We start from the raw sequence: 21,833 nt of genomic DNA on the forward strand, positions 1-21,833 counted from the left end.
TTTAAACTATAATTAATCATTGTTCTGTATGAAAATTCAGAACAATGCCCTCGCTCGGTTTAGCGCATCACCAACGCTTTACTTAGCTAGTGGAAATAAAATAGAAAGAGGTGAATAATATGGCATTAACACAAGAACGTAAAACTGAAATCATGAAAGAATACGCACGTCACGAAGGTGATACCGGTTCTGTTGAGGTTCAAGTTGCTGTCTTAACAGAAGACATCAACAATTTAAACGACCATATTAAAACACATAAGAAAGATTTTCACTCTTATCGTGGATTAATGAAGAAAATTGGTCACCGTCGTAACCTTCTTGCTTACCTACGTAACAAGGACGTTACTCGTTACCGTGATTTAATTAAAAGATTAGGATTACGTCGTTAATCCTGCGACTAAAGGATGGCAATTAGCCATCCTTTTTGTTATATTACTAGTAGATTTGTTCGGAGTTTCACACTATACAAAAATGAGTCGTTTAAACTTTAAACGGTTGATTTTTGTTTAGTGCTACTCCGAATGATTAAAAATTTAAAAGGAGTTATGTTATGACAACTAAACAAGTATTTGAAACAAATTGGGGAGGCCGTCCCTTAATTGTTGAAGTAGGACAAATGGCTAAACAAGCCAATGGAGCAGTTTTAGTACGTTATGGCGATACAGTCGTTTTGACTGCTGCTGTCGCTTCCAAATCCCCTTCACCGATGAATTTCTTCCCCTTAACGGTTCACTACATTGAAAAAATGTATGCGGTTGGTAAGGTGCCGGGTGGTTTCTTAAAACGTGAGGGTAGACCTTCTGATAACGCGACCCTGACTGCCCGCTTAATTGACCGTCCAATCCGCCCAATGTTTCCTGAAGGAGTGCGGAATGAAATTCAAATTACTAATACAGTCCTTTCAGTTCAACAAGATTGCTCACCAGAGATGGCAGCTATGTTTGGTTCTTCGCTAGCATTGGCTATTTCAGATATACCATTTGATGGACCGATTGCTGGAGTGGATGTGGGACGTGTCGATGGTGAATTTGTTATCAACCCTACACCCGACCAAAAAGAAGTTTCTGAGATTGATTTAACCGTAGCAGGGACTGCGACCGCGATCAACATGGTAGAATCTTCTGCTAAGGAAGCATCAGAAGAGGATATGCTGGAAGCCTTATTGTTTGGACACGCTAATATTCAAGAATTAGTGGCCTTTCAAAAAGAGATTGTCCAAGCAGTTGGAAAAGAAAAATTTGAATTTGAATTAGTTCAAATCGATCAAGAAATCACTGAGCAAGTCAAGAGCTTATACAATGAAAAAATGGTTACAGCTGTTAAAACACAGGAAAAACAAGCCCGCGATGAAGCGGTTAATCAATTGAGTGAAGAAGCTGAAGTTTTCTTTAGTGAAAAGTATGCCGAAGCAGAAGATTTAGAAGAGAAACTGAAAGATGTTTCTTCGGCTATGCAGGACTTAGAAAAAGAAGTCGTTCGTCGGTTGATTACCCATGACCGTATTCGTCCAGATGGTCGTCAAATAGATGAAATTCGTCCTTTGGAATCTTTGGCTGGCATTTTACCACGTACCCATGGTTCAGGACTCTTCACCCGTGGACAAACGCAAGCTTTATCAGTAGCTACCTTGGCTCCTTTATCCGAACATCAAATTATTGATGGTCTTGGATTAGAAGAAGGCAAACGCTTCATGCATCATTATAACTTCCCTAACTTCTCAGTAGGAGAAACCGGACGAGTGGGTTCACCAGGTCGTCGTGAAATTGGTCACGGTGCGCTAGGTGAGAAAGCTTTAACCCAAGTGATTCCTTCAGAAGAAGAATTTCCATACGTTATTCGTTTAGTGGCTGAAGTATTAGAATCCAACGGTTCTTCTTCACAAGCATCCATTTGTGCCGGTACGCTGGCATTAATGGATGCCGGTGTTCCGATTAAAGCACCGGTGGCAGGAATTGCTATGGGCTTAGTGATGGACGGTGATAACTACACTGTCCTAACCGATATCCAAGGCTTAGAAGACCACTTAGGCGATATGGACTTTAAAGTGGCGGGGACTGCCGAAGGCATTACGGCCTTACAAATGGATATTAAGATAAAAGGAATTACTAAGGCCATTTTAGAAGAAGCTTTAGCCCAAGCTAAAAAAGCCCGTCTCGAAATCCTAGATAATATCACTCGTGAATTAGCTCAACCACGACCAGAATTAAGTCCTTATGCACCGAAGATTGAAATGGTTCAAATTGATCCTGAAAAAATTAAGGTGGTTATTGGTAAGGGTGGTGACACCATTAACTCCATTATTGACCAAACTGGCGTTAAGATGGATATTTCTCAAGAAGGACAAGTTAGCATTGCTTCTTCAGACTTAGCTATGATTAAAAAGGCAAAAGAGATTGTGCTTAGCTTAGTTGAAGATGTGGAAGTCAATAAAATATACGAAGGTAAAGTTATTAGAATTGAGAAGTATGGTTGCTTTGTGGAAGTCCTACCTGGTAAATCAGGTTTGCTTCACATCTCTCAAATTGATCATCGTCGCATTGAAAAGGTCGAAGATGTCTTTGATATTGGGGATACTGTAACAGTCAAAGTAACCAGTATCGATGAAAAAGGTCGGATTGATTTATCACGTAAAGTGTTAATGCAAAAGCCAGAATAATTATTAACGATAAATTTAATAAGTCTTAGCCCCCTCCTATAAATGAAGGGGGCTTATTCTAATTCATTAGTCTTTAATCAGTAGTCGTTGAGGTGGAAAGAGGCTCAAATTTTAATTTAAGGTGGTCTATGTTATAATAACTGAGATAAGCCAGAATTTGACCCCTTAACGGAGATCAAGCTGCTAAGCGTTTAATAAAATATGAAAAAATAATAATAGAGGTGTATTATGAGTGAGATTAAAGTTATTCCCTTAGGTGGTGTTCGCGAAGAAGGCAAGAATATGTATTTGGTCGAAGTCGATCAAGCCATATTTGTGCTAGATTGTGGGCTATTGTATCCACAAGATGATTTATTAGGAATTGATATGGTGATTCCAGACTTCACCTATTTAGAAGAAAATGCTGAGCGTGTAGTGGGGATTTTCTTGTCACATGGGCATGCCGATGCAGTAGGTGCCTTACCTTATTTATTAGATAAGATTGATGCCCCGGTTTTTGGAACCCAGTTAACGATTGAATTGGCTTCTATTTCTGCTCGTAGACAAGGACACGATGACCGCCTTGAAAATTTCCATGTGATTGATTCAGAAACTGAAATTGAATTTGGTGATGTCAATGTTTCTTTCTTCCCTACCACTCACACCATTCCAGATTCAGTCGGAATCGTGATAGATACTAAAGATGGGGCGATTGTCTTCACAGGCGATTTCCGCTTTGATCCTTCAGCTTCTCAAGCTTACCGCACTGATTTTGGTCGGTTGACAGACTTAGGTAAGAAAAAGGTTCTTGCCTTATTGAGTGACTCTGCTGAGGCAGAATCACCAGTGGAAAATGTGAATGATCGTGTTATTACAGAAGAAATAACAGAAGTCTTCCGCAATGCGCGAGGAAGAGTGATAGTAGGGACGATTGGCTCGAACATTATGCGTATTCAGCAAGTCTTAGAAGCAGCTCACCATTCAAGACGAACCATTTTCTTCCCAACCAAAGACCTTTACGAAATTGTCGATGTCGCTTTAAAGTTAGATAAAATTTCTATTCCAAGTCGTGATGTCTTTGGTAATTTTAAAAATATCGATAAATATCAAGAGGATCAAATTGTTATTCTGGCTACTGGCGATGTGGGCGAACCGATTCAAACTATCCAAGCCATGGCTCAAGGTAAGCATAAAACAGTCACCATAAAGGAAGATGATACGGTTTATATTGCAACCACTCCATCTGTTTCAATGGAAAAGAGTGTGACTCGTACCAAAGATATGATTTATAGAGCCGGTGCTCGGGTTATGAGTGTGACAGACCACTTTAAGACATCGGGTCATGCTACACCCAATGATTTAAAATTAATGTTAAACTTTATTCAACCGGACTTTTTACTTCCAGTCAGTGGGGAATACCGTATGTTAAGAGCCCACGGTGATCTAGCCTTGCAAGTGGGAATGTCTGAAGATCAAATTATTATCCCATCTATTGGAGATGTATTAAGCTTTGAAAACGGAAAAGTTATCCAAGCAGGTCAGGTGACAGCAGGGGATGTCTTAGTCGATGGAAGTGGCGTAGGCGATATTGGGAATGTGGTTTTAAGAGACCGTCGTATTTTAAGTGAAGACGGAATTTTCGTTGTAGTCGCGACTATTTCACGTCGTTTGAAGAAAATTCTAGTTGGCCCACAAATTACCTCGCGTGGTTTCGTCTTTATGAAAACTTCCATTGATTTAATTGAAGCTTGTTCAGATATTACGCTAGATGTTTTAGAAAAACACATTGTTTCAGATGATTTTGATTGGAATAATCTTAAGGGCGATCTGCGTGAAAAAATTGGTAAGTATCTATATAAGGAGACTAAACGTCGTCCGGTTATCCTACCGATTATTATGGAAGCTTCAAATTATCAAGTAAAAAAAGGTGATAAATAATTATGAATAAACGCAGTATTAGACAGTTTTGGGACATGGTGATTGCTCTTGTCCTATCCCTAATCTTGTTTTTTGTGTCTGATGAAGTAGCCATTAATTTTTTTGGGCTTGAGCTAATTATTGCCTTAATTCCTTTAATGTGGTTGGCATTGCGCCATGGCGCCCCATCAGCTATTATTAGCGGACTTTTGGTAGGAATTATCCAAGGAGTGCTTAACGGGGGATTAGATGATGGGTTAGTCTTAATCGTTCAATGGATTGCTCCCATCTTAGCAGTAGGAGTAACCGGTTTATTTGCGAAATATACACAAAAGACCTTGAACAATAAACGTTACTCTTCTACTTATTTGAATATCTTCACTGGCAGTTTTTTAGCGTTAATATTATTTATTGCTATTCGCCAACTGATTGTGCCATTTGCCTTGGGTGAAGAAGTCTTATTTGAGTTCAATAATCTTAACCATTGGCTAGGTCTTTTATTATCCTGGCTGCTATCAGCAAGTGTCCTAGTGCTGCTTGCGCGATTTATGCCACAAACAATTATTCCCAAACGCAGTAAATATCTTTCACGCAAAGAAACTTCTAGTTTATTAAATGATTAACAAAATTAATTAAAGCCCCCATCTTAATGATGAGGGCTTTTAAAAAAACAGCGGGGAGGATGCTGTTTTAATCAAATCTTTAATCGATTAATGGACTTAAGCAATTAAAGTTTCTGTGATGGCAGTCACATTAATAATTTGATTCAAATTTAAAAGGAAGTGATTGGCTCCTACTTGCAGGCTAACGCTGTTTTGTGAACCAATTGGAGCCAGTACATATGCTTCCATTTCGGTCATATCCATTGTTTGATCGGGTAAATAATATTCAATGAGTATGTTTAAAGGAACTTGCTTGATATAAGCTTGATGAAGGATTCTTTCAACTTGTGCAAGGGGCATCATTTCAATAGATTCTTTGATAAGTGGAGTGGGTTGAAAGAAAGGTTGAAAAAGGGATTGGCTTACACGGCCAAGCCAGTTAGTTTGTCTTTTGATGGGTAATTCCATAAAAACCTCTCCTTTAATATCGAACGTTTGTTTGTAATTATATTATACGAACAAAGGTTCTTTTTGTCAACCTTTTTACGAACAAATTTTCGCATTTCATAATGGCTGTATTTTATTTATTTTTCAGCTTATCTTTATGTAGAGAGTGAATTGTGGTACTATATAGAACATGAAGTAATGGAGGGAAGTCATGTTAAAACAAAGGGGATTATTAATCGTTTTATCAGGCCCTTCGGGTGTCGGAAAAGGAACAGTTCGCAGCGCGATTTTTGAAGATTCAAATTGTGACTATGTTTATTCTGTTTCAGCAACTACTCGAGAGCGTCGACCAGGTGAATTAGAAGGGGTAGACTACTTCTTTATGAGTAGAGAATCATTTGAGGACTTAATTTCCCAAGAAGCCTTGTTAGAGTACGCGGAATATGTTGGAAATTACTACGGGACGCCGCTAGCATCTATTGAAGAAAATTTAGCGCAAGGACGCGATGTATTTCTTGAAATTGAAGTTCAAGGTGCCCGTAAGGTGAGAGAGAAGATTCCTGAGGGAATTTTCATTTTCTTAGCGCCTCCAAGTCTGAATGAGTTGGAGTCCCGTCTAACCGATCGTGGAACGGATTCCCAAGAAGTAATCGCTCGCCGTATGAATAAAGCTAAAGAGGAAATTGAATTAATGCGTCACTATGATTACGTGGTAGTTAATGATGAAATTTCTGAGGCGGTCGATGAAATTAATGCTATAATTAAAAGTGAACATCTAAGGGTTGAAAGAGTCATGCATTCGATCCAGGCAGATATTAATGCATATTTTGAAGAGGAGGCTAAGCAATCATGATGCTATATCCATCAATTGACGAATTATTGAAAAAAGAACCATCTAAGTATTCTTTAATAACTTTGGCAAGTAAACGTGCTAAAGAAATGGAAGATTATAAAATTATGCAATTACAAGACTATCAATCAGATAAACCTGTAGGCAAGGCTTTAGAAGAAGTTGTTGCGGGCGTATTATCCATTAAAAAATAAGAGGGCGAATAAGAAGGCTACTATGCAGATCATTTTTAATGATTTCATAGTAGCTTTTTAATAGGAGGTGAGCGAATGATCGCTGAAGTTATCATTGATATACCTACTGCACAAGTCAATCATAGCTTTGATTACAAAGTAAGTGCTGAAATGCAAGCTTTAATAAAAGTGGGTATGCGAGTGGAAGTTCCTTTTGGATATCGTAACCTAATGGCTTTTGTTGTTCATTTAAAAGATAATAGTGACTATCAAGGGGAATTAAAGGCGATTAGACGCTTGATTGATTACGAATCTTTTTTGAGTCAGGAACTAGTTGAACTTTCTCAAGTGTTTGCCGACCAACTTTATGCTTTTAGGATTTCAGTCCTACAAGCCATGTTGCCAAGTATTTTACGAGTCAAGTATCAAACGGTTGTTACAGTTAAACAGTCTGAAAAATTAGCTGAAGTGCTCGATTGTTCACCTGCAAAGTTAAATCAGCTTGGTGTCACGCGCCAATGGTTGGAAGAAAGGTTGACAGCTAGTCAAATTCGTTCATTATTAGATGAAGAAATCATTCAATTATCTTATCAGTTAATTGATAAAAAAACGCATAAGACCCTTAAGTATATCTTGCCTAATCGTTCACAGGCAGAATACCAAGACTTACTCGATCATTTAGATAAACGCAGTCATAAACAAGGTCAAGTTTTATCAGTCCTCATCGACCATCAATGGACTCAAGCCATAGAGTTCGATCAATTAGCAAAGCTGGCTCAAGTTTCTAAGGCCACCCTTAATACCATGATTAAAAAGGGGTGGTTGACGCTGGAAGAAAGGGAAGTTTATCGGCCAGCTTATCAAGTAGATCAAGCACTTCCTTCCTCAGCCAAAGCCTTATTAGCACAGCAACAAACAGCATTTGAGACTATAAAAAATCACATGACAGCTGAAGAAGCCCAAACCTTTTTATTGCAAGGAGTCACCGGATCAGGTAAAACCGAAGTTTATTTACAATTAATAGCTGAAGCCCTTAAAGCTGGTAAATCAGCGATTCTATTAGTGCCAGAGATTGCCTTAACACCACAAATGGTAGACCAGGTGATTGGTCGCTTTGGCAAAGGCGTTGCCGTTTTGCATTCAGCTTTATCATTGACCGAAAAATATGATGAATGGCGCAGAATCATTCGGCAAGAAGCGAAAGTGGTCGTCGGAGCGCGTTCTTCTATTTTTGCTCCGTTAAAAAATATCGGCATCATTATTATTGATGAAGAACATGAAACGACCTATAAACAAGGAGACAATCCACGTTATCATGCAAGAGAAGTTGCTAAATGGCGATCAAAATACCATCAGTGTCCCTTAGTTTTAGGTTCAGCCACACCTTCTTTAGAATCACGTGCTCGGGCTGAAGTTGGTAAGTATCAATTATTAAGAATGGACCAACGTGTTAATCAACAACCCTTACCACCCGTAACCATAGTGGATATGACTCAGCATTTATTGGATCAAGAAACACTGGAACTTTCTCAACTTTTAGAAGATAAAATTGCCGAAAAATTAGCGTCTAAAGAACAGGTTGTTTTGCTTTTAAATCGCAGAGGCTATGCCTCTTATGTCTTATGCCGTGAATGTGGTCATGTCATTCAATGCCCACATTGTGACATCTCTTTAACTTACCATAAGACTGGAGAAAAGCTTAAATGTCATTATTGTGATTACCAAGTAGGACTGCCAACCAATTGTCCTCAGTGTGGTTCTAAGCATTTGAGAAAACAAGGCATTGGCACTCAAAAGGTAGCCGAAAGTTTAAAGCAACGCTTTCCTCAAACACCCATTATCCGTATGGATAATGACACCACTCGACGCAAGGGCGCTCACAAAAAATTATTAAAAGCATTTGCCAGTCAAGCAGGTTCAATCCTTTTAGGAACACAGATGATTGCTAAAGGTCTCGACTATGAACAGGTAACCCTGGTTGGTGTTATTAATGCAGACACTGGTTTGAACTTACCAGACTTTAGAGCTGCTGAAAAAACCTTTCAGTTGCTGACTCAAGTAGCCGGAAGAACAGGGCGAGGCAAGCTAAAAGGCGAAGTGGTCATTCAAACCTATAATCCTAACCATTATGTGATTCAGCTAGCCAAAAAACATGATTATGACAATTTTTTTTATTACGAAATGCGAAGACGCCATATGAGCCATTATCCTCCTTATTTTTATACAACATTAATTAAGGTGTCTTCTAAAAACCGAGGCAAGGCTCAAAAAATGATCTATCAACTCAAGGATCAATTGATGGACAAAGTGAATACCCAATTAATGATATTAGGTCCCTCAACAGGAGGAATTGAAAGAATCAATGATTATTATCAATTCCATTTGCTCTTAAAATATAAAGAAGTAGACTTAGTTAAAGATCAGCTACAAACTATTCTTCTTGCTAGTCAAGAAAGCCAGGCCAAGGGAGTCTTTGTTCAAATAGACCATGAACCCCAGTATTTTATTTAGAAAGAGGTTATTGAATGAAAAAAATAATTTTTATGGGAACCCCTCCTTTTGCGGCAACCATTCTGAAAGGATTAATTCAACAAGTAGAGTATGAAGTGATTGCAGTAGTGACTCAACCAGATCGTCCAGTTGGTCGAAAACGTATTCTAACACTACCTCCAGTTAAAAAAACAGCTTTAGAAGCTAATATTCCAGTCTTTCAACCGGAAAAGTTAGCCGATTCAAAGGACTATCAGACTCTATTGAATACAGAAGCCGATTTAATCATAACGGCTGCTTACGGACAGAAAATACCACTTGCTTTATTAGAAGCACCCAGTCAAGGGTCTATTAATGTTCATGCTTCACTCTTACCTAAATATCGTGGAGGGGCTCCAATTCATTATGCAATTTGGCGGGGTGAAGAAGAGACGGGTGTAACAATTATGAAAATGACTGAAGAAATGGATGCTGGGGATATTCTCATTCAAACAGTTTTACCGATTTCTGAGAAGGATGATGTGGGCATACTGTTTGAAAAACTGGCTGTCGTTGGTAAAGAATTATTATTGAATTTCTTGCCGAAATTTTTTAATGGGGAGTATGAAGCGACTCCACAAGAATATAGCCAAGTACTATATTCTCCAACCATCAAAAAGCATGAAGAGCAGTTAAATTGGTTGCAAAGTGCGCGTGTCATTGACCGTCATATACGCGCCTTTAGACCTTTTCCAACAACCTATACCCTACTAGATGGTCAAAGAGTAAAAATCTGGCAAGCTCAACCCTTAAAAGAACTGGATGATAACATTGAAAGAATATTAACAGAAGAAATTCCGGGCCAAATTGTTGCTGCTGATGAAGAACACTTCTATGTTCGATGTGGTCAAGATTCCTACTTAGCAGTTAGTGAATACCAACCCGCTGGAAAAAAAAGGATGATGGTTAAAGAATACTTAAAAGGGACACCGGCAGAAAGTTTAATTGGTAAGATATTCGACAGTGAAAAGGACTAATAAATAATGAAAATTAAACAAAGAAGCCAAACAAAATTGAAAAACAATCTCCGCTGGGACATGCTGAGATTGTTAGATCAAATTGATAACCAAGACCAATATTCTAATATCGTGATAGATAATTATCTGGCTTCTAGTAATCGAAGCAGTCAAGATAAAAATTTAGTGGTTAAGGTGGTTTACGGTAGTGTCCAACGTCGCTTGACCTTGGATTTCTATTTACAGGATTTAGTAAAAGGTAAAATAGAAGATTGGGTACGCAGCCTATTGCGATTATCTATCTATCAAGCTGTTTATTTAGACCGCGTGCCTCAGCACGCTATTGTAAATGAAGCAGTCGAGATAGCCAAAGTAAACGGCCACCAAGGCATTGGAAAATTAGTTAATGCTATTTTACGTAACTTTTTCCGCCAAGAGCCTCAGTCATTGACGGTAATCACAGAACCCTTGGAGAGACTATCGATTGAGCATTCCGTTCCGCTTTGGTTGGTCAAATACTTTGACCAGCACTTACCAGAACATCAGCTCAAAGCATTTCTTTCTAGTTTGAATCAAGTTCCTAATTTGAGTGCTAGAATCAATGGTCCAACAGCCAAACGATCACATATCATGGACCAATTAAAAGAGCAAGGGTTGGCGGTTACTAGCAGTCAAGTTTCTCCTTTTGGTTTTCGAATCACAGCAGGGGATGTCTTTAATAGTCAAGCTTATCAGGAAGGTTTGTTTACCATTCAGGATGAATCATCCATGCTGGTTGCACCTTTAGGTAAATTGACAGGTTCTGAAAATGTTTTGGATGCATGTGCAGCTCCAGGAGGAAAAGCTAGCCATATTGCTTCACTTCTAACTGACGGACACTTAACAGCTTTAGATATTTCTAAGCATAAGTTAAGTATCTTAAAAGATCATGCCGAGCGGTTAGGCTTAAGTCATAAGATAGATTCAATAGTAACCGATGCCTTGGACTTCCAACCACTTTCTCAAACTGCTTTTGATGTGATATACTTAGATGCACCCTGTTCGGGTATCGGTTTGATGCGTCGTAAACCTGAAATCAAATATCAGAAGTCGCCTGTCGCTATTCAAGAACTGGTTAAATTACAAAAGCAATTATTTAATCATATGCTTTCTTTGCTCAAGCCAGGTGGTCGCTTAGTCTATTCTACTTGCACCCTGACTTATGAGGAAAATGAACAATTAATTGAAGAAATCTTAAAGGAAAATAGTGAGTGGCAAGTGGAGTCCATCCTAGCTGAAGAAGTTTTAACAGATAATGTAATAACTTCCCAAGGCTTTCTTCGCATTTGGCCCCAACAGCATGGAACAGATGGCTTTTTTATCAGTCGTTTTCTTAAAAAAATAGATTGAGGTGAGTTATGAAAATCACTATACATTCAAACATAGGGAGAAAGAGAAGTTCTAACCAAGATTATGCGGATTATTTTTATTCTCAAAACCAACAAATCCTTTTTATTCTATGTGATGGCGTGGGAGGCAACTTGGCAGGAGATATTGCTAGTCAACAAACGACAGAGTTTGTTGGTCGGGCATTCGAAACAATTGATTACCCTATGACCATCACCCAAGCGCATGCTTGGATGACCCAAATGACCAATCAAGTGAATACTTTCATTTTGAATCAAGCAGACCTTAATCCAGATTATGAAGGAATGGGAACGACAATTGTACTTGCAACAATTGTCGAGCAGACCATTCTTATTTGTCATGTCGGTGATTCGCGGGCTTATGCATACGGAGCGGGCCAATTAAAGCAATTAACCGAAGACCATTCTTTAGTCAATGAGTTAATTCGTACAGGTGAAATAACAGTAGAAGAGAGTATTGATCACCCACGTCGTAATGTGGTCACCCAATCCATTGGAACACCAATGGTTTTAGAACCAGCTTTTTCAGAGATTTCTCTTGATAAAGTGGAACTTCTCTTGCTTTGCTCGGATGGTTTAAACGGCATGCTTAAAAATGAAGAAATTGAACAAATAATTAATAATCAAACAGATTTAGACCGCTTAGGTGATGAACTAGTCGCAGCGGCTAATAATGCTGGGGGTCTCGATAATATTACTATTATTCTAGCCAGCGATTTTAATTTGGAGGACGAAGGAGGTGACATTATTCATGGAAATAGGGGATAAACTATCCGATCGTTATGTCCTAACTTCTGTCATTGGTCAAGGCGGCATGGCAAATGTCTTTTTAGCTCATGATTTAATTTTGGATCGAGACGTAGCTGTGAAGGTGTTACGCTATGACTTCCAGGATAATCAAGATGCGATTCGTCGTTTCCAAAGAGAAGCCATTTCAGCCAGTCAACTTCTACATCCCAATATTGTAGAAGTTTATGATGTCGATGAACATGAAAAACAGCAATATATTGTGATGGAATATGTAAAAGGTCAAGACCTTAAAACTTTTATCAAAAAGAATGCACCTGTCCCGCTAGAACTAGTTGTTTCCATTATGGGACAAATTGTAGCGGCTATCGATGTGGCCCACAAAAATCGTATTATTCACCGCGATATAAAACCACAAAACATTTTAATTACTGCAAATAATGTGGTTAAGATTACGGACTTTGGTATTGCTGTGGCTTTATCAGATACTTCGATTACTCAAACCAACACCTTGCTAGGCTCAGTTCATTACCTATCGCCCGAGCAAGCCAAGGGCAATAGTGCAACCACTAAATCAGATATTTATGCCATGGGTGTAGTTTTATATGAGCTAATCACGGGTTCTGTCCCACATGATGGTGAATCCGCAGTTTCGATTGCACTTAAACATTTTCAAGAACCCTTTCCAACTATTCGAGAGCGCTTAGAATATGTTCCTCAAAGCTTAGAGAATGTCGTCTTAAAAGCGACGGCTAAGCAAGCGAAGGATCGTTATCGTACGGCTCAAGAGATGTTTAACGACTTATCTTCTTCTCTTAGTGTCGGACGTATTGATGAAAAACCCTTTATTCCTAGCAGTCAGTTGGATGAATCAGAACAATTTAAATCCATTCAGCCCATTCCAGCCGCTGATCGTGTGTTGACGGAAACAATCGAAGGGCCTGAGCCTTTAAATGAAGAGGAGTTTCCAACTTTTGATTTACCAGATAAAAAAACTAGCCATTTAGGGTCCAAGATTTTTAAAATTCTCTTCTTTGCTACGATATTGTCCTTACTATCTTTAGCTGTCTTTTTCGCCTATCGCTTATTCGTTGCCAGTGTAATCGTTCCTGAATTGGCTGGCCTAGACCAAAAACAAGCCATTGAATTACTAGAAGAGAATGATTTAATGCTAGGCGAAAGTACTGTTGTTTGGGATGATCTTATTCCGCGCGGCCAAATTATTGAAAGTGATCCCCAATCAGGGGACCGCATAAATCGTGGCTCTAAAGTTAATTTAACCTTCTCTGACGGCAAGCCGAGAGTCAAAATCGGTGATTACCTCAATCAAAACTATGAGCCGGTCCGTCGTAAACTAATTGATGCAGGTTTTATAGTTGACTTAAGGTATTTAGCAGCTAGTCAGTCAGAAGCAGGTAAAATTTTAGAACAGAGTATTGCACCGGGTACGGAAGTCGTTCCTGGTGAAAGTTCAATTATTTTAGTAATCGGATCCTATTCTGAGCAAACGACCATGCAAGATTTTACTAATTTATCAATTGATATGGTCTATAAGTTTGCAGACACTTATGGTCTCTATGTAGAAGAAGCTTATCAATATCATGATTATCTACCTGAAGGGATTGTCATTGATCAAGACCCACTTTCAGGCTCACCCATTGCTCAAGGAGACACCATTAAGGTGACGGTTTCTCAAGGTGAAGAAAAAGCAGAAGTGTCGACTGCCACAGAAACGGTATACCTTGATTATGTCCCTAAGTATGCTGAAAATGACTACGAACAAAGCAAGCCATTACCGAATAAAATCCAAGTTTTTATAGGAGATGACCGTAATAATATCACTCAAGTTGCGCGTGAAATTGAAATCACCGAATCGCGTGAAATTCAAATCGTCCTCTATATTCCCGAAGGAGGATCCGGACAGTACCGTGTCTTAAGAGACGGCGAAATTGTCGCACAGTCCTCAGCCGTTTATCCTAATTAAGAATTTGAAGAGTTAAGAGCAGCATTACTGACTCTTAACTTTTTTTCTGAATAAATACTGACCAAAGGAGGAAATTATTTGAAACAGCTTATTACCTCACATGAAGGGATCATCTATCAAGCAGTTAGTGGCTTCTATTATGTATGGTCGCAAGGAGAATCTTTTGTAACAAAAGCAAGAGGTAACTTTCGTCACTTGAAGACCAATCCCTTAGTGGGAGATCGCGTACGATTTGTCATGGATCAACAAGATGAAAGTCAAGTGGGCAGATTAGAAGAGATCTTCGAACGAGATAACTTTTTGATTCGACCGGCTGTTGCTAATGTCGACTATGCTCTCATTGTCATGTCCTTAGTTGAACCTGAGTTTTCCTATAATTTATTAGATTATTTCCTTGTTTCGATGGAGTCTCATCGCATCCAACCCATTATTATCTTGAGTAAATATGACCTTTTAATCGAGCATCAGGGACGGGATGCAGCCAATGACTTAGTAGCAGAAATCAGAGCAATCTATGAAGTAATTGGTTATGATGTTTTTCTCTTTGACCAATCCAATGAAAAGATGCAAGCTATTCAAACCATTTTCCAACAAGGAATATATGTAATGACCGGTCAATCGGGAGTGGGAAAATCGACCCTTTTAAACAAACTGCTACCTCAAGCTGAAATTAAGACCAACCAGATATCCAGCCATTTAAACCGCGGTAAGCATACCACTCGAGAAGTTACTCTTTATCGTTTTGGTCAAGGACTCTTAGCCGATACACCCGGTTTTTCAGCTATTGATTTCGACCATTTAGAAAAAGAAGAACTGGCCGCTTGTTTCCCAGAAATTCACCAAGCAGGTGCAAAGTGTCGGTTTAGATCTTGTATCCATAAGAACGAACCTAATTGCCAAGTGAAAGAGTTGGTGGCAAGTAGCATAATAAGTAACAGCCGTTATCAAAATTATTTGCAGATTTTAGAAAAAATTGAAAACAAAAAAATTTATTATTAAAGGAGAATAGTCATGAAAATTGCACCTTCAATGTTGAGCGCTGATTTTAATCACTTGTTAGAAGATATCCAGACCATTGAAAAGGGTGGAGCAGATTATCTACATATTGATATTATGGATGGCAGCTTTGTACCGAATATTTCATTTGGTCCCATGATTTTTAAAGGATTAAGATCTCATAGCCATATGGTTTTTGATTGTCACATGATGGTGGATCAACCGGAGCGGTATTTGGAAATGGTTGCTGATGCGGGAGCGGATATTATCACCGTGCATGTGGAAGCGACCCAACATATTCATTCAGCCTTACAAAAGATAAAAGCCTTAGGAAAAAAAGCGGGAGTGGCTATTAATCCAGGAACTCCAGTCGAAGCGGTTTATCCTTTATTGGAATTAGCGGATTTAGTCTTGGTGATGACTGTTAATCCAGGCTTTGGTGGTCAGGCTTTTATTGAATCAACCATGAAGAAGGTAGAAAAACTAGCCAAATTACGTCAAGAAAATGATCATTATCACTATGAGATTGAAGTAGACGGTGGGGTCAATGATCAAACAGCTAAAAGTTGTATAGCAGCTGGTGCAGATGTTTTAGTAGCTGGTTCCTACATCTTTAAGCAAATGGATCTGGCTGCAGCTATCGCTTCCTTAAGACCCTAAGGCCAATTAGTATGGTGGATAAGATTATTATCTGTGCTGGGGCTCCTAATCCAGCCCTCAGCCATTTGTCTGAGGTGACAGATCAGACTTATCTCATTGGAGTTGACGAAGGGGCCCTCCAATTGGTGAAGGCAGGCTACCGATTGAACGTTGCAATTGGAGACTTTGACTCGGTCACTCCCACCCAATTTAGTAAGATTGAAGCGGCTAGTCAAGAGGTTTTAAAATATCCAGCTGCCAAAGATGATACCGATATGGAGTTGGGCCTTGAATTCGCTCTTAAACAAGACAGTCGATGTCCGGTGGAAGTATATGGCGCAATAGGTAATGGAGAGGGACGTTTAGATCATTTAATTGCTAACCTTTGGCTCGTCTTTCAAGAACGCTATTTTGCAATTATCCCCCGTTTAAGCTTTATTGAAAAAGATCAAGTGGTGCGATTTTTTAAACCAGGCAATTATTTTCTACAAGACTTGAACAATTGCCGCTACTTATCCATTATTTCAATGACGGCTGTTAAGCAGCTGCAGATTAAGCAGGCCAAATATGAACTAGGTCTAACAGATTATGCTTTTCCTCGAGCCTTGGTGTCTAATGAGTATGTCGATCAGCATAAAGTAAATCTTTCTTTTACTGAAGGTCTCTTGATGGTTATTTGGGAAAAAGGAAAATAAAGGCTTGAGTTTAAAAATAGAAGATAGGGATATAAAATTGAAGCACTTTCATTATTGTGTTAAAATTTGCTTAATAAATGATATTCGAAGTTTATTTAATCAAGTTTTTATTAGGAAAGGAAGTTGATGGGATGAAAAAGCTTTTTGCTTTAATAATGATTATGATACTCATGCTACCGCCAGCTATATCTGCTCAAGAGGAGATAGTTGATTTTGAGGGACGCTATTTGACTGAAGAAAACTCAAATATTATGGGGTTCGAAATAGAAGAAGACTTATTGAAAGTAATTTTAGGCCGGTCTTACTTTGGACAAGCAGCTTTGGAAGGTGATTATTCGGACGCATTACTACAATTATATACCGAGAGCATTAATCAGGATGGGCGTTTAATGATGGTAAAAACAGATGAAGCAGCAGAATCTTTAAAAAATCAACAATATATTAACTTGCGCTTTTCTGATGAAGTTCCTATGGCAGTTGAAATTATCGTACATAATCCAACCTACAGAATAAAAGATCAAAAACTAACCATTTCTTTTGCGGATAAAGAACTTTTCAGCTTTGAACTAAATGAAGAATCTAATTTGGTGGATGAAGAGGGCAATCAATTTATGCTAAAAGAAAAAGATTAAACAAAACAAAAAAGCCTCCTAGCGCTTCATCTTGATGATGATTGGCTAGGAGGTTTTAATGTATTGATTAAGCACGTTCAACTTTACCTGATTTTAATGCTCGCGCTGAAACCCAAACTTTTTGAGGTTTGCCATCGATCATAACACGTACTTTTTGTAAGTTAGCGCCAAAACGACGTTTTGATTTATTCATTGCATGAGAGCGATTGTTACCAGATACAGCTTTACGCCCTGTGAAATAACATTCTTTAGCCATGGTTCTGCCTCCTTTTCCTTGTAACAATTTAAAAGTTACATTTCATACCAAATTAATTTACCATAATTTGACTTTTGAAGCAAGTGAATTATGATGAAATTAACTACTAATCTTAAATATCTCGTTACTAAAACTATTAAAATAGGTGCTAAGCTAAAAAATTTATGCTAAACTATGGTGGACAACAAAAAGGAGGTACTTTATGGCTATTAATATCCAAACTCCAAATGGAGAGATATCCTTAGAAAATGAAGTGATTGCAACCATTGTCGGTGCAGCAGTTACTGACAACTACGGTGTTGTAGGAATGGTAAGTAAACATTTCTTCCGTGATAATTTAACAGACATTCTTAAGAAAGAAAACTATTCACGTGGTGTTTTAATTTCTCAAGAAGGAGACAATATTTCAGTAGATGTCTATATTGTCGTTTCTTACGGGACAAAAATCTCTGTGATTTGTCAAAATATTCAACAAGCTGTTAAATACAATGTCGAGCAACTCTTGGGCTTTGAATTGGACTTTGTTCATGTCCATGTCCAGGGTGTGACTATCGACTAGGATCGTTTAGGAGGTAAAGTGTGGAACTGAAAACAATCAAAGCATCTGACTTTAAACAGATGTTTATAGCAGGTGCCGAGCGCCTGGCTGAAAATGTTGACTTAGTGAATTCGTTAAATGTCTTTCCCGTGCCTGATGGAGATACAGGAACTAATATGAATATGACTTTCCAATCAGGTGTTGAGAATATGCGTAATTCTACTAGTCATCATGTTGGAGAATTAGCAAATGCCGTGGCCAAAGGACTGTTAATGGGGGCTCGAGGAAATTCAGGCGTTATCTTGTCACAAGTTTTCCGTGGCTTCTCAATGGCAATTAAAGATTGTGAAGAATTAAATGCCAAAGACTTTGCTAAGGCTTTTATTGGTGGTGTGGAATCAGCTTATAAGGCAGTGATGAAGCCAGTTGAAGGAACCATTTTAACTGTTGCTAGAGAATCTGCTGTAAAAGGTGAACAAGAAGCTAAGCAAACAGAAGACATCCTACAAGTGATGCGCACGATCGTAGCAGAGGCAAAAGAATCATTGGATCGAACACCTGAATTACTACCAGTTTTAAAACAGGTGGGTGTAGTCGATTCGGGTGGTAAGGGGCTTTTATGTATCTATGAAGGCTTCCTTGCCAATCTTTCAGGGGAAGTCATTATCGATGAAGTTGAAGACCAATCTAATGACCATGCCCACGCAATCTTCGAAGAAATGAATGAACACCCAATGTCTATGGATGAGATTACCTATGGTTTCTGTACCGAAATTATGGTAAGAATTGGACAAGGACAGACTGTTAAGAAAGCTTTTGATTATGAAGAGTTTAGACAAACGCTTGATAAAAAAGGTGATTCTTTGCTGGTTGTTGCTGATGATGAAATTGTTAAGGTTCACATCCATACGGAAGATCCAGGCGAGATTATGCAATTGGGTCAAGAATTTGGTGAGTTAATTAAAATTAAAGTCGATAATATGCGTGAGCAAGTTAGAGACTTAGAAGACAAAGAGACTACGCTGCGTCAACAAGCTGTCCCTCAAACTCAAGAAGATTACGCAGTGATTGCTGTAGCTTCAGGTAAAGGCTTGACAGAGCTCTTCCATTCTATTGGAGTAAAGGAAGTCCTTTCTGGAGGTCAGACAATGAATCCTTCTACCGAAGACTTCATTAAAGCAATCGAGCGAGTTAACGCCAAAAATATTATCTTGTTACCGAATAATAAGAATATTATTATGGCGGCTCAACAAGCGGCTGAAGTCAGTGAAGTACCAACGGTAGTTGTGGGCACAAAGTCAATCACCCAAGGAATCTCAGCCATGTTGATGTATGATCCTTCAGTTGCCATTGAAGAGAACAGACTAGCTATGGAAGAGTATGCGCTAAGCGTTGCTTCTGGACAAATTACTCATGCTATTCGAGATACAGAAATTAATGGCCTATCCATTAAAGAAAACGATTTTATGGGTATTTTAGATGGCGATATAATCTTAACCCACACTGATTTAAAAGAAACTCTGATCCAATTGGTTAATCGAATGGTGGATGAATCAAGTGAGTTAGTAACGGTTATTATTGGCGAAGAGGGTGATCATTCATTAGCCCAAGAAGTTGCTGACCATTTTGAACAAACTAACTCTGAGATAGAATTTGAACTTATTCAAGGAGACCAACCAGTCTACAATTATTTTGTAACGGTGGATTAGATTGTTAGAAAATAGCTGATCACCACTTAGTTTCTAGGTGGTGATTTATTTTTTTGCTCAAAGAGGAGGAAGAAGATGGGAAAGTCTTGGTTAGATCCTATCGATCAGCTCAAAGGTGTTGGCCCCAAGACCAGTCTTTTATTTAAACAATTAGGAATTGAAACAGTAAAGGATTTAATGTTTCATTTTCCATTTCGTTTTGAGGATATCCAAGCACGCCAGTTAGAAACTATTCTTGACCAGGAAAAAGTTGTCTTGATGGGAAAAGTTGTTAGTCCAGCTGTGGTCAACTATTTTGGTAGAAAGAAAAGTCGCTTAAGTTTTAAATTGGCTGTAGATGGCCATCAAGTGATAACCGTCTCTTTTTTTAACCAGCCCTACTTAAAGAAACAAATTGAATTAGGTCAAACGCGAGCTATCTATGGTAAATGGCATGAAAGTAACCAGTCGCTAATGGCCATGAAATTAATTAATCCGTCAGCAGGTGAGGACTATGCACCCATTTACCATACTAGCAAGGGACTGAGTCAGGGCCAGATTGTCAAAGCCATCAAGCAAGCCTTTGTTGATTATCAAGAAAGTATTGAAGAAATCATTCCGACTTATTTAAATCAACAATTTAACTTAATAAATCTGAAGGAAGCACTTTGGGCCATGCATTTTCCTAAGAAAGATAATGCGAAAAGACAGGCCCAGCGAAAGATCATCTTCCAGGAGTTCTTTCTTTACCAATGGCGCTTACAAAGCGCCAAATTTAACCGCTTAAAAACTAAGGGTATTCAAATCCACTATCAAGTTGAAGAATTACGACAAATTATCCAAAGCATCCCTTTTGAATTAACGGATTCACAAAAAAAAGCGGTTAATGAAATTTGTCGCGATCTTTTATCACCTTATCCAATGAACCGTTTATTGCAAGGAGATGTAGGTAGCGGTAAGACCTTAGTTGCCTTCTTGACCATGATTGCTAGTGTGCAAGCAGGTTATCAAACAGCCTTGATGGCTCCAACAGAAATATTAGCTCAGCAGCATTATCAATCTTTTAATCAATATTTTGAAAAGAGTGGTTTTCATGCAGAAATATTAACTTCTGAGAGGCAAGTTTCAGAAAAAAAAGCTGTTTTACAAGGTCTAAAAACAGGACGCATCCGATTGATTATCGGTACCCATGCTTTAATTCAAGAGGGAGTAGATTTTAAATCACTCGGCTATATCGTTATAGATGAGCAACACCGCTTTGGTGTTGGCCAAAGACAGAACTTATTAGAAAAAGGTCTGGCTGGTCAAGAAGCCAATGTCCTGCAAATGACAGCAACTCCCATACCCAGAAGTTTGGCTCAGACCCTTTATGCCGACCTTTGCGTCTCAACCATGGAAGGTCTACCGCGTGGAAGGGTTGAAATTAAGACACAAGCCGTTAGTGATAAGCACATTGCCACAGTCTATGACCGTATGCAAAAAGAATTAGATAAGGGTCATCAAATCTATTATGTATTGCCTTTAATTGAAGCCAGTGAATTTATGGAACAAGTTGAAAATGTACAAGAGACTTGTCAACGTTTAAGAGAAAAATTTCCACGAGTTACAATCGATAGTTTGCATGGTCAATTGAGTAAAGAAGAACAAAAAGAAGTGATGAAAGCTTTTAAGGCTCAAGCAATTCAAATTTTAGTAGCAACCACTATGGTTGAAGTCGGTGTGGATGTACCGAATGCAACGGTCATGGTCATTCAATCAGCCGAACGTTTTGGTTTAGCCCAGCTCCATCAGTTAAGAGGGCGGGTAGGGCGAAGCCCATTACCCTCTTACTGCTTTTTAATTGCCAACCCAACGACCCAACAAGGAAAAGAACGTCTGATTAAGATGGTCGAAAGTCAAGATGGCTTTGAACTATCAAAAGCGGATATGGAAATTCGTGGCATGGGAGATGTCCTAGGACGAAATCAAAGTGGAATTGCCCAATTTACATATGGACATCCCTTACAAGACGAAGCCATTATGACAGCGGCTTATCAAGCAGTCGACCATTTAATGAGACAACCAGATATAGTGACTGAGAAAGAAACAAAAACAATTGAAAAATATACCCAATTAATTAAATTAGAAATTTAGGAGTGGAATT

20 protein-coding genes are annotated in these 21,833 nt (G+C 38.7%); 18 read left to right on the forward strand and 2 right to left on the reverse strand.

All coding sequences use genetic code 11. The annotated features are described in order from the left end of the window. Nucleotides 1-119 precede the first annotated feature (119 nt). The 4 genes from rpsO to ACQV18_RS01155 all read left to right on the forward strand — a co-directional run bounded on the left by rpsO (nucleotide 120) and on the right by ACQV18_RS01155 (nucleotide 5,175). The gene (gene rpsO, locus ACQV18_RS01140) at nucleotides 120-389 is read left to right on the forward strand and encodes a 30S ribosomal protein S15 (RefSeq protein WP_428874122.1); all 270 of its coding nucleotides are present in this window, start codon (nucleotides 120-122) and stop codon (nucleotides 387-389) included. A gap of 161 nt (nucleotides 390-550) precedes the next feature. Beyond that, nucleotides 551-2,656, forward strand: coding sequence for a polyribonucleotide nucleotidyltransferase (gene pnp / locus ACQV18_RS01145; RefSeq protein WP_428874121.1), 2,106 nt, complete (start codon nucleotides 551-553; stop codon nucleotides 2,654-2,656). A gap of 228 nt (nucleotides 2,657-2,884) precedes the next feature. Further along, nucleotides 2,885-4,573: a ribonuclease J gene (locus ACQV18_RS01150; RefSeq protein WP_428873766.1), complete on the forward strand. Its 1,689-nt coding sequence runs from the start codon at nucleotides 2,885-2,887 to the stop codon at nucleotides 4,571-4,573. 2 nt (nucleotides 4,574-4,575) lie between these two features. Next, a complete protein-coding gene (locus ACQV18_RS01155; RefSeq protein ID WP_428892410.1) occupies nucleotides 4,576-5,175 on the forward strand; it encodes an energy-coupled thiamine transporter ThiT in 600 nt (199 codons plus the stop codon). Between the two features lie 96 nt (nucleotides 5,176-5,271). Here ACQV18_RS01155 and ACQV18_RS01160 read toward each other — a convergent pair whose 3' ends face one another. Further along, the gene (locus ACQV18_RS01160; RefSeq protein WP_428874824.1) at nucleotides 5,272-5,622 is read right to left on the reverse strand and encodes a hypothetical protein; all 351 of its coding nucleotides are present in this window, start codon (nucleotides 5,620-5,622) and stop codon (nucleotides 5,272-5,274) included. A gap of 190 nt (nucleotides 5,623-5,812) precedes the next feature. Between ACQV18_RS01160 and gmk the strand changes: the two genes are divergently transcribed. From gmk to ACQV18_RS01215, 11 genes are all read left to right on the forward strand, one after another. Further along, the gene (gene gmk, locus ACQV18_RS01165) at nucleotides 5,813-6,454 is read left to right on the forward strand and encodes a guanylate kinase (protein ID WP_428873763.1); all 642 of its coding nucleotides are present in this window, start codon (nucleotides 5,813-5,815) and stop codon (nucleotides 6,452-6,454) included. Beyond that, nucleotides 6,451-6,645: a DNA-directed RNA polymerase subunit omega gene (gene rpoZ / locus ACQV18_RS01170; protein WP_428873762.1), complete on the forward strand. Its 195-nt coding sequence runs from the start codon at nucleotides 6,451-6,453 to the stop codon at nucleotides 6,643-6,645. Before gmk ends, rpoZ begins: the two co-directional genes overlap by 4 nt. A gap of 75 nt (nucleotides 6,646-6,720) precedes the next feature. Beyond that, nucleotides 6,721-9,135, forward strand: a complete 2,415-nt coding sequence (gene priA, locus ACQV18_RS01175) for a primosomal protein N' (RefSeq protein WP_428892411.1) — start codon at nucleotides 6,721-6,723, stop codon at nucleotides 9,133-9,135. A 14-nt stretch (nucleotides 9,136-9,149) separates the two neighbouring features. Beyond that, complete coding sequence (gene fmt / locus ACQV18_RS01180; RefSeq protein WP_428873760.1) at nucleotides 9,150-10,130, forward strand: methionyl-tRNA formyltransferase; 981 nt, start codon at nucleotides 9,150-9,152, stop codon at nucleotides 10,128-10,130. Nucleotides 10,131-10,136: 6 nt separating this feature from the next. Further along, nucleotides 10,137-11,498 carry a 16S rRNA (cytosine(967)-C(5))-methyltransferase RsmB gene (rsmB, locus tag ACQV18_RS01185; RefSeq protein WP_428873759.1) on the forward strand — a complete coding sequence of 454 codons (1,362 nt, stop codon included), beginning with the start codon at nucleotides 10,137-10,139 and terminating at the stop codon, nucleotides 11,496-11,498. Nucleotides 11,499-11,506: 8 nt separating this feature from the next. Further along, complete coding sequence (locus tag ACQV18_RS01190; RefSeq protein WP_428873758.1) at nucleotides 11,507-12,283, forward strand: Stp1/IreP family PP2C-type Ser/Thr phosphatase; 777 nt, start codon at nucleotides 11,507-11,509, stop codon at nucleotides 12,281-12,283. Further along, nucleotides 12,267-14,246 carry a Stk1 family PASTA domain-containing Ser/Thr kinase gene (pknB, locus tag ACQV18_RS01195; RefSeq protein ID WP_428873757.1) on the forward strand — a complete coding sequence of 660 codons (1,980 nt, stop codon included), beginning with the start codon at nucleotides 12,267-12,269 and terminating at the stop codon, nucleotides 14,244-14,246. The genes ACQV18_RS01190 and pknB overlap by 17 nt, the downstream gene beginning before the upstream one ends. Before the next feature lie 78 nt (nucleotides 14,247-14,324). Then, the gene (rsgA, locus tag ACQV18_RS01200) at nucleotides 14,325-15,245 is read left to right on the forward strand and encodes a ribosome small subunit-dependent GTPase A (protein WP_428873756.1); all 921 of its coding nucleotides are present in this window, start codon (nucleotides 14,325-14,327) and stop codon (nucleotides 15,243-15,245) included. A gap of 12 nt (nucleotides 15,246-15,257) precedes the next feature. Then, entirely contained in the window at nucleotides 15,258-15,902 is a 645-nt protein-coding gene (gene rpe, locus ACQV18_RS01205) for a ribulose-phosphate 3-epimerase (protein WP_428873755.1), read from the forward strand. Between the two features lie 11 nt (nucleotides 15,903-15,913). Then, the gene (locus ACQV18_RS01210) at nucleotides 15,914-16,576 is read left to right on the forward strand and encodes a thiamine diphosphokinase (protein WP_428876397.1); all 663 of its coding nucleotides are present in this window, start codon (nucleotides 15,914-15,916) and stop codon (nucleotides 16,574-16,576) included. Between the two features lie 131 nt (nucleotides 16,577-16,707). After that, the gene (locus ACQV18_RS01215; protein WP_428873753.1) at nucleotides 16,708-17,208 is read left to right on the forward strand and encodes a hypothetical protein; all 501 of its coding nucleotides are present in this window, start codon (nucleotides 16,708-16,710) and stop codon (nucleotides 17,206-17,208) included. A gap of 67 nt (nucleotides 17,209-17,275) precedes the next feature. On the opposite strand, the gene rpmB is transcribed toward ACQV18_RS01215, so the two are convergent. Then, entirely contained in the window at nucleotides 17,276-17,464 is a 189-nt protein-coding gene (gene rpmB, locus ACQV18_RS01220; RefSeq protein ID WP_258436016.1) for a 50S ribosomal protein L28, read from the reverse strand. Between the two features lie 202 nt (nucleotides 17,465-17,666). Between rpmB and ACQV18_RS01225 the strand changes: the two genes are divergently transcribed. From ACQV18_RS01225 to recG, 3 genes are all read left to right on the forward strand, one after another. Next, a complete protein-coding gene (locus ACQV18_RS01225; RefSeq protein ID WP_428873752.1) occupies nucleotides 17,667-18,023 on the forward strand; it encodes an Asp23/Gls24 family envelope stress response protein in 357 nt (118 codons plus the stop codon). Nucleotides 18,024-18,043: 20 nt separating this feature from the next. Beyond that, entirely contained in the window at nucleotides 18,044-19,711 is a 1,668-nt protein-coding gene (locus ACQV18_RS01230) for a DAK2 domain-containing protein (protein ID WP_428874819.1), read from the forward strand. A 75-nt stretch (nucleotides 19,712-19,786) separates the two neighbouring features. After that, the gene (recG, locus tag ACQV18_RS01235) at nucleotides 19,787-21,823 is read left to right on the forward strand and encodes an ATP-dependent DNA helicase RecG (protein ID WP_428892412.1); all 2,037 of its coding nucleotides are present in this window, start codon (nucleotides 19,787-19,789) and stop codon (nucleotides 21,821-21,823) included. Nucleotides 21,824-21,833: the final 10 nt, after the last annotated feature.

The organism is Facklamia sp. P9177, assembly GCF_050409585.1.
In the GTDB taxonomy this organism is placed as follows: domain Bacteria; phylum Bacillota; class Bacilli; order Lactobacillales; family Aerococcaceae; genus Facklamia.

Coding starts and splice junctions, on each gene's coding strand:
- pknB (WP_428873757.1), top strand. CDS start 12,267: ATGGAAATAGGGGATAAACTATCCGATCGTTATGTCCTAACTTCTGTC.
- ACQV18_RS01190 (WP_428873758.1), top strand. CDS start 11,507: ATGAAAATCACTATACATTCAAACATAGGGAGAAAGAGAAGTTCTAAC.
- rpsO (WP_428874122.1), top strand. CDS start 120: ATGGCATTAACACAAGAACGTAAAACTGAAATCATGAAAGAATACGCA.
- ACQV18_RS01150 (WP_428873766.1), top strand. CDS start 2,885: ATGAGTGAGATTAAAGTTATTCCCTTAGGTGGTGTTCGCGAAGAAGGC.
- pnp (WP_428874121.1), top strand. CDS start 551: ATGACAACTAAACAAGTATTTGAAACAAATTGGGGAGGCCGTCCCTTA.
- rpoZ (WP_428873762.1), top strand. CDS start 6,451: ATGATGCTATATCCATCAATTGACGAATTATTGAAAAAAGAACCATCT.
- ACQV18_RS01155 (WP_428892410.1), top strand. CDS start 4,576: ATGAATAAACGCAGTATTAGACAGTTTTGGGACATGGTGATTGCTCTT.
- fmt (WP_428873760.1), top strand. CDS start 9,150: ATGAAAAAAATAATTTTTATGGGAACCCCTCCTTTTGCGGCAACCATT.
- rpe (WP_428873755.1), top strand. CDS start 15,258: ATGAAAATTGCACCTTCAATGTTGAGCGCTGATTTTAATCACTTGTTA.
- rsmB (WP_428873759.1), top strand. CDS start 10,137: ATGAAAATTAAACAAAGAAGCCAAACAAAATTGAAAAACAATCTCCGC.
- recG (WP_428892412.1), top strand. CDS start 19,787: ATGGGAAAGTCTTGGTTAGATCCTATCGATCAGCTCAAAGGTGTTGGC.
- ACQV18_RS01225 (WP_428873752.1), top strand. CDS start 17,667: ATGGCTATTAATATCCAAACTCCAAATGGAGAGATATCCTTAGAAAAT.
- ACQV18_RS01210 (WP_428876397.1), top strand. CDS start 15,914: ATGGTGGATAAGATTATTATCTGTGCTGGGGCTCCTAATCCAGCCCTC.
- gmk (WP_428873763.1), top strand. CDS start 5,813: ATGTTAAAACAAAGGGGATTATTAATCGTTTTATCAGGCCCTTCGGGT.
- ACQV18_RS01160 (WP_428874824.1), bottom strand. CDS start 5,622: ATGGAATTACCCATCAAAAGACAAACTAACTGGCTTGGCCGTGTAAGC.
- priA (WP_428892411.1), top strand. CDS start 6,721: ATGATCGCTGAAGTTATCATTGATATACCTACTGCACAAGTCAATCAT.
- rpmB (WP_258436016.1), bottom strand. CDS start 17,464: ATGGCTAAAGAATGTTATTTCACAGGGCGTAAAGCTGTATCTGGTAAC.
- ACQV18_RS01215 (WP_428873753.1), top strand. CDS start 16,708: ATGAAAAAGCTTTTTGCTTTAATAATGATTATGATACTCATGCTACCG.